11 protein-coding genes are annotated in these 14,764 nt (G+C 65.0%); 3 read left to right on the plus strand and 8 right to left on the minus strand.

Annotated elements, in window-relative coordinates:
• Window positions 1-12 precede the first annotated feature (12 nt).
• From MRBLMU1_RS03410 to MRBLMU1_RS03430, 5 genes are all read right to left on the minus strand, one after another.
• The gene (locus MRBLMU1_RS03410) at window positions 13-1,518 is read right to left on the minus strand and encodes a serine/threonine-protein kinase (RefSeq protein ID WP_363497029.1); all 1,506 of its coding nucleotides are present in this window, start codon (window positions 1,516-1,518) and stop codon (window positions 13-15) included.
• A complete protein-coding gene (locus MRBLMU1_RS03415; RefSeq protein ID WP_363497032.1) occupies window positions 1,511-2,392 on the minus strand; it encodes a c-type heme family protein in 882 nt (293 codons plus the stop codon). The genes MRBLMU1_RS03410 and MRBLMU1_RS03415 overlap by 8 nt, the downstream gene beginning before the upstream one ends.
• A 3-nt stretch (window positions 2,393-2,395) precedes the next feature.
• Window positions 2,396-3,271, minus strand: a complete 876-nt coding sequence (locus tag MRBLMU1_RS03420; RefSeq protein ID WP_363497035.1) for a hypothetical protein — start codon at window positions 3,269-3,271, stop codon at window positions 2,396-2,398.
• 89 nt (window positions 3,272-3,360) lie between these two features.
• Entirely contained in the window at window positions 3,361-4,455 is a 1,095-nt protein-coding gene (locus MRBLMU1_RS03425; RefSeq protein ID WP_363497038.1) for a GAF domain-containing protein, read from the minus strand.
• 51 nt (window positions 4,456-4,506) lie between these two features.
• On the minus strand, window positions 4,507-5,373 hold the full coding sequence (locus MRBLMU1_RS03430) for an alpha/beta fold hydrolase (RefSeq protein WP_363497041.1): 867 nt from the start codon (window positions 5,371-5,373) through the stop codon (window positions 4,507-4,509).
• A gap of 233 nt (window positions 5,374-5,606) precedes the next feature.
• On the opposite strand from MRBLMU1_RS03430, the gene MRBLMU1_RS03435 reads away from it, so the two are divergent.
• Both MRBLMU1_RS03435 and MRBLMU1_RS03440 read left to right on the plus strand, forming a co-directional pair.
• Window positions 5,607-7,220, plus strand: a complete 1,614-nt coding sequence (locus MRBLMU1_RS03435) for a GMC family oxidoreductase (protein ID WP_363497044.1) — start codon at window positions 5,607-5,609, stop codon at window positions 7,218-7,220.
• A gap of 58 nt (window positions 7,221-7,278) precedes the next feature.
• Window positions 7,279-7,851 (plus strand): sigma-70 family RNA polymerase sigma factor, encoded by a 573-nt coding sequence (locus MRBLMU1_RS03440; protein ID WP_363497047.1) that lies wholly within the window; start codon window positions 7,279-7,281, stop codon window positions 7,849-7,851.
• Between the two features lie 133 nt (window positions 7,852-7,984).
• On the opposite strand, the gene MRBLMU1_RS03445 is transcribed toward MRBLMU1_RS03440, so the two are convergent.
• The 3 genes from MRBLMU1_RS03445 to MRBLMU1_RS03455 all read right to left on the minus strand — a co-directional run bounded on the left by MRBLMU1_RS03445 (window position 7,985) and on the right by MRBLMU1_RS03455 (window position 13,292).
• A complete protein-coding gene (locus MRBLMU1_RS03445; protein WP_414646021.1) occupies window positions 7,985-11,098 on the minus strand; it encodes a di-heme oxidoredictase family protein in 3,114 nt (1,037 codons plus the stop codon).
• Between the two features lie 384 nt (window positions 11,099-11,482).
• On the minus strand, window positions 11,483-12,349 hold the full coding sequence (locus MRBLMU1_RS03450) for an SAM-dependent methyltransferase (RefSeq protein ID WP_363497053.1): 867 nt from the start codon (window positions 12,347-12,349) through the stop codon (window positions 11,483-11,485).
• 82 nt (window positions 12,350-12,431) lie between these two features.
• A complete protein-coding gene (locus tag MRBLMU1_RS03455; RefSeq protein WP_363497056.1) occupies window positions 12,432-13,292 on the minus strand; it encodes an alpha/beta fold hydrolase in 861 nt (286 codons plus the stop codon).
• 467 nt (window positions 13,293-13,759) lie between these two features.
• Between MRBLMU1_RS03455 and MRBLMU1_RS03460 the strand changes: the two genes are divergently transcribed.
• Window positions 13,760-14,659 (plus strand): GAF domain-containing protein, encoded by a 900-nt coding sequence (locus tag MRBLMU1_RS03460; RefSeq protein ID WP_363497059.1) that lies wholly within the window; start codon window positions 13,760-13,762, stop codon window positions 14,657-14,659.
• Window positions 14,660-14,764: the final 105 nt, after the last annotated feature.

Raw genomic sequence — 14,764 nt, forward strand, 5'->3', positions numbered from 1 at the left:
GCCGAGGGCGCTTTAGTGGTCGGGAAGGCGCTGGGTCCCGACGCGCGCCGCGTTGTCCAAAAAACGCTGACGTGCGGGGGAGGCGTCGATGTGCGCCGCCAGCATCGAGATGAGGTCGTCGCGGCTCACCGCCTGACGCAGCGCGCGCTTGACGACGATGGCGGCAATCGGACCGATGGCCACCGCCAGGATCGGCGTGAGCGCTGTCGCGAATTCGGGAGTCAGCGGCGCGGGCGCCGGCGCCGGCACGGGAGCCGGCGGCGATGTCGGCGGCAGCGTTGGCTCCGCCCCGGCGGTGGCGAGGGGGCTGGTGGCCGTCGCAGGCGGCGATTCGGCGCCAAGCGCCGCCATCTGCTGTTGAAACAAAGCCTTGGCCGATGGCGACGGGATATGCTCCAGCAACTGCCGGCCCAAGGTGTCGAAGTCCGGCGAGGTGGCGGCGACTTTGCGCAGCAGCAGCTTGGCCATCGGTCCGATCTGCCGCGTCAGCAGCGTTTCCACGGATGGCGCTATCGCTTGCAGCCAGGCCGGGTGGTTGGCGGCCCCGGTTCCGGTGCCGGTCCCTGTGGCGTGGCGCGCCGAACGGTCGGCCCAACCGGGCTGCGACGTCAGCGCCCGCAGCGAGGCCGGGGTCGCCATGATGGTGGCGTCGTTGTCGGGCTCCCGCGCTTGCGACGGGATGACGGGGCCGTCGCGCGACACGGCGCTCAACGCCAGCTGGAACGCCCGCGCCGTGGCGTGCCGCTGGTCCGGCGCCTTGGCCAGTCCCCGCATGACCACCGCGTCTAAACCCGGCGGCAACGCCGCGTTCAAGCTTGACGGCTGCGCCGGCGTGTGATTGAGCACCTGCTGCATCACCGTGGCGGCCGACCCCGAAAACGGCCGCTGGCCGGTCAGCAGCTGGTAGAGCACGATGGCGGCCGAGAACAGGTCGCTGCGGCCGTCGATGGCTTCGCCACGGAATTGTTCCGGCGACATATAGCTCGGCGTGCCCAGCATGGCGCCGGTCTGCGTCATGGTCGAGGATTCGATGCGGGCGATGCCGAAATCGCTGATCTTGATGCGGCCGTCGCGCGTGACCAGAAGGTTGGCCGGTTTGATATCGCGGTGCACGACCCCGTGCGCATGCGAATAGTCGAGCGCGGCCAGCAGGTCGCTGAACCAGTCCAGCGCCTGCGGCAGCGGGCAGGGCCGCTCGCCGATCAGCGCCGACAGCGGCGTGCCGTCGACGTACTCCATCGCGATATAGGCGATCTCGTCGTCTTCGCCGTACTCGTGCACGGCGACGATATTCGGATGCATCAGCCGTCCGGCCGCCTGCGCCTCCTTGCGGAAGCGCTCGATGATCTCGGCCGCCTGCTCCTCGTTGCCCAGGTCGCGGCGCACGGTCTTGAGCGCCACGGTGCGCTCGATCAGCGGGTCCAGCGCGCGGTACACCACGCCCATGGCGCCCTTGCCCAGCAGGCCGTCGAGGCGGTACTTGCCGATCCGCTGCGGCAGGACCGCCGCCTCAGTCATCGAGCATCTTCATCGCGCTGGCCAGGCTGGTGCGCATGCGGTCGAACGATTGCGCCAGCTGCGCCAGCTCGTCGCCGTCGCGGATGTCGAAGGCGGCGGCATCGAAACGGCCCAGGCTGACTTCGTCGGCGATGCGCGACAGCCGGCTGACGCGGCGCGTGACGAACAGGTGCACGGTGACGTTCAACGCCACGAACAGGAAGGCGAAGATCCCCAGCAATGACCACATATAGGTGTGCAGCAGCGTGGTCGCGCGTTCCAGCGGCACGGTCATCGGCACCGAGACGATCTGCGCGCCCACCGTTTCGTGCAGCTTCCAGCCGAAGCCATTGGCGGTGCCGTAGATGTCGGTCATGGTCTTGGGCGCGGCGTCCGGGGTGCTGTGGCAAGCCAGGCAGGCGGCGTTGCCGATGGTGACCGGCTTGGCGATATACAGCGCCCGGCCGGCCGGCGTGGCGCGCTCGCCGACCAGTTCCGCCACGCCGGGGTCGGCGCGCAGCTGCTTCACCAGCGGCCTTTCCCAGTCGTTGGCGAGATTGCGCGGATTGGTGGGATTGAGCGTGGCCTGCTTGTAGCTGTAGTCGGGGTAGGCCTTCAGCAGCTCGTTGAGGTGCTCGATGGCGGCGAAGGTCGGCACCGCTTCCGGCAGGAACTCGAACTTCAGCCGGTTTTCCAGCAGCGGCACGACGTGGGCGCTGGTGTAATTGCCGGCCGCCGCCGAGGCCTGCATCAGCAGCCGGGCGTTTTGCAGCGTTTCTTCACGGGCATTGTCGACCAGCAACGCGTTGGTCACGACGCTGGACGCGGCGAAGCCGACCACGGCGACGGCCAGGAACACCAGGTTGAACTTGACGGCGAGGGAAAATTTCTTCATGGATCAGAACAAGGAGTTGGAGATGGTGTTGAGGCTGCGTTTGGCCTTGACCGCCTGCTGCACGGCGGCCCGCCAGTCCGGATTGGCGACCAGCATGGTTTCGGCGTCCTTGGCGAACACCGGGTCGGCCAGGCGCGTGGAAAACTGCGCCACCAGTTGTTTGCTGACGATGGGCGCCAGATTGGTCCACTCCGCCAGGTCGCGGGCGCCGGCCTCGCGCAGCGGTTTGACCTCGGCCGGCTTGGCACGGCCGGCGATGGCGACCAGCGGGTCGAAGAAGGTGCGCGGCATCTCGGCGATGAACCGCTGCGGCGGACGCTCGATCACGCGCAGCGCCAGGCCGGCGCGGCGCTGCGCGTACTGCTCGCGGTTGATCGGCGTGGCGGCGCCGGCCTTTTCCTTGTCGGTCGCCGCCAAGGTGCCGTGTTCGACAAACAATTCGATCTGGTCCGGCGTCAGGTGCAGCAGGCCGCTGGCGCCCGCGCTGCCCGCTCGGACTTCCAGGGCCCCCGCCCGGGCCGTCAGCGGCCGGGCGGCGCGCTTGTCGGCGGCGATCTTCAGCCAGCCGCGCAGCAGGTTGACGGTCGGCGCGCCGCCGGTGTCGCCGAGCTGCACGGTGCTCGAAGGTCCCAGCGCGATCAAGGCGTCGCCCGGCCATTCCAGCTGCAGGCCGCGCGTGCCGGACTCGATGATGTCGCCGGTCTGCAGCCCGACCCCGGCCGGCGCGTCGTAGACGGTGGTCTTGCGTATTAATTTTGCCGGCTGCTCGGAGAAGGACAGCAGCGCGCGCTGCGCCAGCGCCGGCGCCATCGGCGCCAGCAGCAGCGCCAGCAACAGCAGCCGCGGCGCCGCGAGGGTGGTTTGGTAATGCGTGTTCATCGCGGAAATGGTCTTTGACGGTCCAGTGTGTATCGTTACTTACGCACCGGCCGGCATTTCGGACGCACTTCCGACGAACTATTTTTTACTCAGCGGCGCGTGGGGCCCGGACGGGCGCCGCGATTGACTTCGGCCGTGACCAGGCGCGCCAGGCGGCCCAGGATTTCCGTTTGGGTGGCGTCGAGCTGGCGGGGTTCCATATCGATGATGCAAAGCGAGCCCAGCGCATAACCCTGTTCATCGGTGATGGGCGCGCCGGCGTAAAAGCGGAAGTGCGGCGGGCCCGCGACCGCCGGATTGTCGGCGAAGCGGGGATCCGACCCCAGGTCGGCAAATTGCTGGATGCCCGATTGCAACACCGTGTAGTTGCAAAAGGCCCAGCTACGCGGCGTCTCCCGCATGTCCAGGCCCACCTTGGCCTTGAACCACTGGCGGTCCTCGCTCAGGATGGTAATCAGGGCGATCGGCGCCGCCAGGCTGAGGGCGGCGATCTTGGTCAGGTTGTCCATGGCCTCTTCGCTGGCGCTGTCGAGAATGCCGGAACGGTGGACCGCCCGCAGCCGGCCCGCTTCCTTGGGACTGACGGGGTAGGGCGCGTTCAGCAACTCCGCCGGCAGCGGCAGCAGTTGCAGATGCTTCAGGTGCGTGTGGTGGACCAGTTCGTCGACCATCTTCTCGGAAGCCTGCTCCAGCTGGATGACCTTGAATTGCAGGGCGGGGTCGACCGGCGGCGCGCCGCCGTCGGCGGGCAGCCGGGTCGCGATCACGATTTGCAGCCGGCTCAGCAGTGCGATATTGCGCAGGGTGGTGAGAAAGTGCGGGGGCAGGGTATGCAGGTCTTCCGCCTCGACAACGAAAACATCGGGCACGGTCGCGCCCAGCGCGACGGCGGCGGCGACCGGGTCCTCAATAAAGCTTAGTTCGCTGATGTCGAGCGCGGCGAACGCCTGCGACCAGCTGGCGTGGCGCCTGGCGGGCGCCAGCACCAGCACACGGCGCGGCGCGACGATGATGTCGTCGTCGCGGTTCAGCACCGCCAGCACGTCCGCCTCGAACATGCGGCGGTGGCCGCCGGGCGTCTTCCAGTTTGGAATGACGCCGCTTTCGGTCCATAGCTGGGCGGTGCGCGGCGAAACGCCGAGGATTTTCGCCGCCTGCGCCGTTGTGATAATTGAACTTTTCATTGACGCGAGTATAGCGTAAGCCCGCGTTTCACATCGGCCGACGGCGATATGTCAGTGCCCGTTCAGCAGGAAATCGCGCAGCGCCCAGGTCACCGACTCCGGATTCTCCAGGTTGGAAATATGTCCGGCGTCGTCGATGGTGCGCAGCGGACAGCCGATCAGGGCCGCCATTTCGGCCGCTTCACGCACGGGCCGGGGAATATCGCCCTCGCCCACGATCACCAGGGTGTTGTCGGCATTCAAATCGGACAGGCCGGGGCGGTGGTCGGGACGGGTGAAGATCAGGCGTCCCAGCGGGACGATGCTGTCCGCTATCCGATCGGCCGGGAGCGCCGCCAGCGATGCGCGGAATGCCTGGCACAGGGGCGAGGCCGGATCGGTCTCCGGGCTGAAGAACATCGGCACCACGATATCGAGCAGCCCGGCGGACAGCGCACGGTCCACCTCGAGCTGGCGCAGCAGTCCCAGGTATTTGGCCTGCGATGGCGCCGGCTCGGGTCCCACGTAGGTGTCCATCAATACCAGCTTGCGCACCCGCTCGGGAGCCAGCCGCTTCATCGCGGCGGCCCACATGCCGCCGACCGACAGGCCGACCACGTGGCATTGCTTGATCGACAGCGCGTCGAGCAAGGCGAGATGGTGCCGCGCCAGGTCGTCCAGGCCCTCGGTGCCGTCCGGCGGCGACCCGGAAAAGCCGTGGCCCCACAGATCCGGGGCGATCACGCGGAAATGCCGGGACAGCGCGTCGAGTTGCGGTTGCCACATGGCGGCGTCCCACAAATAGCTATGGCCGAGGAGCACGGGGAAGCCTTCCCCCTGGTCTATATAGGCAAGCTGCTTGCCGCCGATGGTGGTGAATTGGCGCGAAGGTGCGGTCGCCGCCGGCGGCGGGGAAGGCGATTTGTTCAAGTCTGTCATAAATTTACCGGTTGAGTTGAGGACGGAGGGGCTCCGATGCCACTTACGGCGAGCATCGGCGTTTGGATGCGCCGCGTCGATGACCGATTTGGCAATGGTTATCCAAATATTGAGAAAAAAACTACAAAAAATCGGCAAATTAAGTATAATCGGCAAAATACGCAATAAGGTGCCGCATCGTTGGCGAAGTTGCCATGCGGGGTGCCCCTTGGATACCTCAACGGAGTTTTACAATGAACAATATTCAATTTGAAGACGGCGATTTCGCGGCGGCCGTCCGCGCCAACCAGGCGACGCTGCGCGGCACGCCCACATCGACGTACGACTTCATCGTCTGCGGTTCCGGTTCCGCCGGCTCGGTGGTGGCCGCCCGGCTCGCGGAAAATCCGGAAGTTCGGGTGCTGCTGCTGGAGGCCGGTGGCAGCGACGAAGTCGCCAGCGTGATCGAGCCGGCCCAATGGCCTTTGAACCTGGGCTCGGAACGCGACTGGGGCTTCGTCGCGGAACCCAACCAGCACCTGAACGGCCGCGCCATTCCGATGAACATGGGCAAGGTACTGGGCGGCGGCTCGAGCATCAACGTCATGCTGTGGGCGCGTGGACACCGCAGCGATTGGGATTACTTCGCCGCCCAGTCGGGGGATGATGCGTGGAACTATGCGTCCGTGTTGAAGATTTACCAACGCATCGAAGACTGGAACGGTCCGGCCGATCCCGGACGCCGGGGCAAGGGCGGACCGGTGTATGTGGCGCCGGCGCAATCGCCGAAGCCGACCGCCACGCTGATGCTGGAAGCGGCGCGTTCGCTGGGCGTTCCCACCTTCGACAGCCCGAACGGCGCCATGATGGAGTCGGACGGCGGCGCCGCCATCAATGACTTGCGCATCCGCGACGGCAAGCGCCTGTCGGTGTTCCGCTCTTATACCTATCCGCGCATGGCGCAGCCGAACCTGACCGTGCTCACCGATGCGCTGGTGTCCAAGCTCACCTTCGACAATAACAAGGTCACCGGCGTCGAAGTCACCGTCGACGGCGGCAAGCGCGTGTTTCGCGCCGCGCGCGAGGTGGTGCTGTCGCTGGGCGCGGTCAACACGCCCAAGCTGTTGATGCAATCCGGTATCGGACCTGAGGGGGAGCTGCGGCGCCACGGCATCAAGGCGCGCCAACCCCTGGCCGGCGTCGGCCAGAACCACCAGGACCACGTGTCGTTCGGCTGCATCTGGGAGTACAAGGAGCCGCAGGAAGTCGGTGCCGGCGGCTCCGAGGCGACGCTGTACTGGAAGAGCGACGCGTCGCTGGACGCCCCCGACATGCTGCATTGCCAGGTCGAATTCCCGGTGCCGAGCGCGGATACCGCCCCGCTGGGCGTACCGGAGCATGGCTGGACCATGTTTGCCGGCCTGGCCCACCCGAAAAGCCGGGGCGAAGTGGTGCTGTCGGGCGCGGAGGCGAGCGATCCGGTGGTGATCCGCGCCAACACGCTGGGCGACCCGGACGACATCAGGGCGGCGCTGAACTCGGTTGAAATGTGCCGCGACCTGGGCAACGCCAGCGCCTTCAACTCCCTGATCAAGCGCGAGTGCATGCCGGGGAAACTGGGACGGCGGGAGATGGAAGCCTACCTGCGCAACGCGGCGGTGACCTACTGGCACCAGTCGTGCACCGCCAAGATGGGCCGCGACGAGATGTCGGTGGTCGATGGCAAGCTGCGGGTGTACGGGATCGACAACCTGCGCATCGCCGACGCCTCCATCATGCCGCGTATCACCACCGGCAACACGATGGCGCCCTGCGTGGTGATCGGTGAGCGGGCGGCCGACATCATCAAGGCCAGCCACGGGATATGAGCCCGAGGCCCGCGTCCGGTATGTGGCGCGGGCCGCCGGCAAACGAATACTGATGTCCATGCATATTACAACCCCCGAGAACCAGCGATTGGTGGCGCTGTTGCAACGCGTCGCGGTGCGGGATCACGCTTCGTTCCGTCAACTGTACGATCTCACCGCCGCCCACCTGTACGGCGTTGCGATGCGCTTCGTGCGCAAGCGCGAGCTGGCCGATGAAGTACTGCAAGATGCGTTCATCAACGTCTGGCAGCACGCCGGAAGCTATGCGGCCTCGCTGTCGACGCCGATGACGTGGCTGATCAGCATCGTGCGCAACAAGTCGCTCGACCATCTGCGCAAGGGCCGGCTGGAAGTCGATATCGCGGATGGCCCGCATCACGACACCGAGGAAGCCGCCGAGCACGCCGATCCGCTGGAGCTGCTGCTGGGTGCGATGGAAAAGCGGGAACTGGGACGCTGCCTGTCGCAACTGGAACCCGCGCAACGGCAGTCGCTGGCGCTGGCCTACTATGAAGGCTTGTCCCATTCCGAAATCGCCAGCCACCTGCAAGTGCCGCTGGGGACGGCAAAAGCATGGATCAGGCGAGCGCTGGCCCGGTTGCGGTTGTGCTACGAGGCGCCCGGGCCTTGAGCCAACCGGGACGGGGCCGAACACGGCACCGGCGCCCGCGCGGCACCCTTCATGTGATCCGATCATTCCACGGCTGGGCAAATAAAAGCCGGACGCCGCGAGGCGCCCGGCTTTTAAGATCAAGCGGTGGAAATTACAGCGACTTCAGGAATGCCAGCAGCGCTTCGCGGTCGGTTTTGCTCAGTGCTTCAAAGCGTAGACGCGATTTGGCGGCCTCGCCATCGTGCCACATGATCGCCTCGGTCAGATTGCGTGCGCGGCCGTCGTGCAGGTAGCCGGCCTTGGCGGCGCCACCGGCGGCCTTTTCGGTATAGCCGATGCCCCACAGCGGCGCGGTGCGCCACATATTGCCCTTGGCTTGGCCCTCGACGAATCCGTCGGCCAGTCCGGCGCCCATGTCGTGCAACAGCAGGTCCGTGTACGGCCGTATCGTCTGGTTGCGCAGTTCCGCGAACAGGTGGCCCGGGCCGGTCTTCATCTCGACCGTGTGGCAGGCCGCGCAACGCATGCCCTGGAACACCCTGGCGCCGGCGGCCACCTTGGCCGTATCCACGTTCAGGTCATCCAGCGGTGCCACGCCTTTCGGGAAGCCGCTTGACAGGCTGCGTTGTGCCGGTACGGCCACCAATGCGAGGTAGTTCGACAGCGATTGCAGGTCCGCCTCGGAAATGCCTTTCTGGGCGGCGGCCGTCATGCAACCGGCGGGGTCGCTGTTGCACGAACGGTTGCGGTACACCGGCGAGGTGACCGCCATGTCCTGCACCAGCGCGGCGGCGGTTTGTTGCCGCAGCGTGGCCTTGGCCGCCTTCCAGCCGAAGCGGCCGAGGTGCACGGCGCCCGTTTCCGGATCGTAGACATAGTTGGCCACGCCCCTGACGCCGTCGACGTCGGGGGTGGCGGTGGCGCGCGCCAGGATGTCGGCCTCGGGAATGGCTTCCAGCAATCCGGCACCGATGATCGGTTGCGCGGCGCGCAGCGAGACGGTGGCCGGTGTCGGGCCCTCGAACGCCAGTTTCGCCTTGCGCAGCTCGACCGGGGTGCCGTCGGCCAGCTTTTTGACGGTGGTGTCGAAGCCCGCCACGGTGACGCCGGTGCCCCAGTTCTGCGGCGTGCCGGACGATGAGATGGCGTTCATCTGCACCGTGGTGCCGTAGACCGGATGCGGCAGTTGCTGGCCGGCGGCGTTGGTGGTGGCGACCCGGACCGACATGCTGTCCAGCTTTTGATTCAAGGCCCTCGGCGCGACGCTGCGGCCATTGTTGGCATGGCAGGCGAAGCACGACGACTGGTTGAAGCGCTGGCCCTGCAGGCCCACGGCGGCGTCGTAGCGGTCGTTGCCCGGCTCGTTGTGGGCGCCGGTGGTGAAGTTGGTGTGGAACAGGCGGCGCCCTTCGACGAAGCGCTGCATATTGGCCATGCCGATGTTGGTGTGCGGCTGCTGGAACATGAAGTTGCCGTTGTCGGCGTAGTCATACGAGACCGAACCGATGCCACCGGACAGCGTGTCCGGCGGCAGCGGGATCGAGTTCAGGCGCGGCTGGACGCCGTACCATGGACGGATGCCGTTACCGACGACGTACATGAATTCCGACGAGTAGTAACGGTTGCCCCCGCTGTCACCCTTGGCGGCCATCACGCCGTCCGGAGCGAACATGGACGGCGACACCTCGATCGGGTCGCCGACCTTCAGCGCGCGGGCGGGCACGTTCCTGCCATTCGGGAAGCCATTTGCGCCCAGCTCGGCATGGCCGGGGTAGTTGTCGATCCAAATGGTGCACGCGCTGTTGATGCCTTTGGCCGAATTGAGCCTCGCTTCCACCGGATAGGGCGTCGCCTTGCAGGGGGCGACATTGTTGCCGCCTTCCAGCCGGCCGTTGTTCATCCAGCCGTAACCGGTGACGTTGACGCGGTCGAAGGCGCGGAAGAAAGCGATGCCGCCCGGCAGGTTGGTCTGGCCGAAGTATTCATTGACGATCAGTTTCGGTTCGGTGATGCCGGGGACGCGGCTGTTATCGATGATCTCGATACCCCAGGCGCGGTTCTTGAAGTACTGCGGCACGAATGTCAGGTATCTGCCCGGTTCCTTGTCAAACGCCAGACCGGTGACGGGATCGACGGTCTCGTTGGGGCCGTAGCCGATTTCATTCCACTCTTCGCCGCGCTCGCGGCCATGGCGGTCCAGGCCGCGCGCGCCGAAGCGCGTGACCAGCGTGCCGTCGGGCAGCGTGAATTGCAGCGTTTCGATCGGCTTGGCGGCGGCGGGCAACGGCGCCCATCCGGCGCCGCCGGCCGGGAATTTCAGCGGCGATGTGGCGGAGCTGGTCAGCGAGTTATCGTTTCCGGGCGTCTTGAACTCCACTTCGAACAACGAGTAGCCGTATTGTGTGGCACGCTCGACGCCTTGCAGGCGGATGAAGCGCGCGTTGACGCCCAGGTTGAAGAATTCCTCGGTGCCGCCCTGGCCGTTGGTCACGGCGCGGATCTGCGTCCAGTCCTGGCCGTTGTCCGACACCAGCAGGTTGTACTGCTTGCCGTACGCGTTCTGCCACACCAGCTTCATGTAGCCGACCATGGTTTTGACGCCGAAATCGTACTGGATCCAGGCGCCGTCTTCGAACGCGCTGGCCCAGCGTGTGTTGAGCTTGCCGTCGATGGTGTTGCCGGCGCTGTCGCCCTGGTTTTCCAGTTTCGACGAGGTCGCCTGAGCGGGCTTCAACAGCACGCCCGGCTTGGTGGGATCGACGATCACCGGATCGTTGGTGGTCGGCGGCGGCGTGCCCGGATCGGCCGGGTCGCCGGGGGAGGTGGCGGAGCCGCCGGAATAGGCCTGGACCTCGAAGATCGAATAACCGTAACCGCTGGAGCGCTTCACGCCCTGCACGCGCAGGTAGCGCCCCTGCGCGTTCAGACCGGTCCAGTCTTCGACGCCGCCCTGGCTGTTGTCCACGGTCTTGATGGTGGACCAATTGGAATTATCGTCGGACACCTGCAGCAGGTACTGGGTCGCGTGGGCGTTTTCCCATTCGATATGGACGCGGTTGATCGGCTTCGACACGCCGAAGTCCAGCGTCAGGTTCTGATCGTCGGCAAACAGGCTGCTCCAGCGCGTGTTGGGATTATGGTCGATCGCGGCGGTCGCCGACAGGTCGCCCCGTTCGGAACCGCTGGCCTTGGCCTCCACCGGCGTCAGAGCGACTTCCGGCTCGGCGGCCATCCGGCCGCTGCTGAAGGTGCCCAGCAGTTTCATCGCGCCGCCCGAGGGCGCGGTTGCCGTCGAATTATCGCCGCCGCCGCAGGCGGCCAACGACAGGCTGAGCGCGAGCGGCAGTCCGGCTTTGCTTAAACGTAATAATTTTTCCACTGATCTGCGTCGATATGGAAGGTGACTCATGCTATCCCTTGATTTTATGGTTGGAAATAAAAATGGCTTTTATTGCATTAATCGCAAAAATGCATGGACTTGGGGCCGCACATTATGGCGGTGCGTCCCGGCGCATTTAATTGCAGTTCGGCAAGAACGTGTTGCGGAGTCTAACCGGGATTGGCCGGTTTCTTACAACCGTCACGCTGGCGGGCGGCCTGGTTAGTGAACTTTTAGGATTGCGTCCCCCTGCCGCAGCGGCCTCCCGCCTCAGGGAAGTCTGCCCAGGACGAAGGTCGCCACCGGGGCGACGTCCGACTCGACATCGACGTACCCGCGAGCGCGCAGCAACGCTTCAAGTTCTGCCGGGTCGGTCACCTCTCCGCCGCTGCGTAGCGTGCGCAACGACGACATCACCGCCATGAATGGATCCTCCGGCTGGGTGTACATCGCGGCCACCAGCCAGCCGCCGGGAGGCGACGCCGCCGCGATCCGCTCGACCGCTTGCCCCACCACCGCACGGTTGAGGAACATGGTGGGCAGCCAGGCCGACGTATATCGCGGACCTGGTTCAAGCCTGGTGATATCCAGGTGGCGCAGTTGAACGCGATCGGCGTGCGGGCTGGCGGCGACGTTCTCGGCGGCGATGCGTAGCGCGGGCTCCCAGATGTCGATGGCGTCGACCTCCAGGCCGGGACAGGTTTCCACGGCGCGCAGTGCGATCCCTGCGACGCCGGTGCCGACATCAAGAAACCTGCCGTTCAAGGCTTGGCGCAAGGCGGGACGTGTTTCGGCCAGGCCGAGTATGCGGTCGAAAGCGCCGCGGGAGGCCCGCCCCATCGCCTGCAACAGCTGCTGGTCTTCGACTTGCCAGCCGGCCGTCCGGTGGGGATTCCGCCACAATTCACCGCTTTCCGCAAACGCCATGTCAATTTGTGTGAGCAATGGCGCGATGTCCGCGTCGCCGACGTCGCTAACCGCATCGCCCAGAATCAAGCGCAAGCCCTTGTTGATTTGCTCGTCCATCGCGCCGTTGACGGATTCGGCCGATCGCGATTTAAGCGATGCGCCGACGATCGCCAGCATTCGCGTCGCGCGGATCAGCTCTTCAACGCGGCCTGAAAGGTGGTTTGACATTTTGGTATTCCTTGATTGAAGGGAAACTTGCGTCCGACCGGCCTCAATGCCCGGCCCGGACTATTTTGACGCTGGCGGTTTTTTAATGACCCAGAAAATCGATGAGCGATGCGTTGAACGCCCGGGCGTCCTGCCACGGCGCGAAGTGACTGACATTGCGCAGCATAATCAGGCGGGCGCCGGGGATGGTATCGGCTAAATGCGCGAAGTAAGCCGGGCGTATGACCTCATCGTACTCTGCGCCCACGATCGCGATTTTCGGACCCCGGATGGCCGCGAGCTGCGCATCGCTGTAGTTCGGTTCGTTTTTCTGCATTAAGCGCACGGCGGCGGTGAGCTTTTCGAAGTCGGCGGGCTCGGCCACCGATTTATAGGCCGCTTCCAGGCGCGGCCCGATCAGCGGCAGCACGGGGGACGGGAGCGGTTCGCTAATTGCCTTGGTATCCATGTTGGCGCCGAAGGCATAGACCTTGTCCAGGCGGGCGGGGTGCCGCATGGCGACGATCAAGCCGAGAATCCCGCCATCGCTCCAGCCGACGATATCGGCGCGGCGCAGTTTTAATCTGTCCATCACAGCCAGCACGTCGTCCGCCATCAGTTCGTAGGAAAGCGGTTTGTCGCCCAGCGTGCTGCGTCCGTGGCCGCGGCTGTCGATCATGATCACGCGACGATGGCTGGCAACCAGTGAAGGCACCTGGTTGCCCCAACTTGCGGACGTGGCGCGGCCTCCGTGCAGCAAGATCAACGGCTTGCCCGACCCGACGACGCCGTACCATAAACTGGCCCCGTCATGCTCCAATCGGCCTTCTTGGAGCGGCGGCAGCGGCTGCTCTGCCGGCAGGGTCTGCCAAACCGGTGTGGCGGAAAAAGCGGAAGAGAGTGTCATCAACTGCAGCACCGCGAACGTCAGCCCGAAGAGCCACCGTTTGATGGATGCCCCCATCGCTCCGACGAGGGTACCGCGCCGGCCGGCATTCGGGTCACTGGCCGCTTGGCGCGGGAGTCCAGCTTGGCAAGGATAGGTAGTGTGATTAATTATCATTGTGGCAATTCTCTTTGCAGAATAGAGGTGGGGAAAAGTCGCGGTTTCAGCATGCCAGCCCGGGCAGGCATGAGTTGACGCGAGCCCTTACTTGTTTACCCACTTACTTACGCAAACAATTCCAATTTGGATGCGTGTCCATATGGAGCCAGTTGCTCCCGTTACGCCCCGATTCACCACCCAATGAAGATTTTTTCCGTAAGGAATGCATCCAATCGGGAGTTCGCGCTGTATCTAGGGATACGTGTCGCGTTCAGGCTGGCGATGCGGGCATTCGTTCCGCGCGCCATGCGGATTTTGGAGTTGAGAATTGGGATGATGAACCAGGAACTGCGGGAAGGTCCCAGCGATATAAATGGTGGGCTGGAATGACCCGTCGTCCCACTGCGACGCTACAATCGGTGGCGCGTGTTGTTGAGCGGTTGTCGCGGCAATTCGACATCGACGGCCTCGTACGCGCGTCGCTAAACGGATTGCGGCAGGATCTGGCGATGCGGCACGTCATCTATTTGCAGCTCGATGAGGCAAGTGGCCGGCTCACGGTGATTGGCAGCCGCGGCTATTCGGCGCTCGGCGCCTGCGCCGGCACGGTGCTAGGCGGAGGGATTATTGGCATGGCCGCTGCGACTGGACGCGCGATCAGGATCGATAGCATGCACGACGCTTTGCGTCTGAATCAGCCGGGCTTTCGTCTATCGACACCAGGGCTGGCCGACGCTCAAAGCCAGATCGCCGTGCCGGTACCGGTCAACGGCAGGGTGCGCGGTGTGCTGTTTGCGGAAAGTCCGGAACGCCAGGCGTTTTGTAGCGATGACGAGTTCGGGATGTCGATCATCGCGTCCCAGATGGGCAGCATGCAAGCGGCGCTCGAAGCGCTGCAAGGCGCTGAGCAGACCGAAACGCCACGAGAATGGGCTCTGCCAGGCGTGGGAGCCAGGACGCCGGTCCTTTATTATGCGTACGACGACAGCATATTCATCGATGGGCAATATGTGATCAAGGGCATTGCCGGCCGGTTGCTCCACTACATGATCACGCAGTATCAGGTGCTCGGGCGCTCGGAGTTTAGCAACAAGGAGATCCGGCTGGAGACCATGCTGCGCCTGCCCACGATGAAGGATAATCTGGAAACCCGGTTGATACTGCTACGCCGCCGACTGGAGACTAGGAAATTTCCCGTACGCCTGGTTGCCGCAGGCCGTGGCCGCGTGACGCTGCAGGTGCGTGGCGAACTGGAACTTGCCGCAGTGCTTGACCATCGCAAGTAGGTTCGCCGGTGCGGGGCCGCGAATTTCGTCGATGCGATGGCGGGGTTGCCAATGTTACACTCGACGCATTCCAATCCCGGGCTTGTAAAAATGAATTGTCTGCTG

It is taken from the genome of Burkholderia sp. LMU1-1-1.1, assembly GCF_040675865.1.
Taxonomy (GTDB): Bacteria; Pseudomonadota; Gammaproteobacteria; order Burkholderiales; family Burkholderiaceae_D; genus Rugamonas.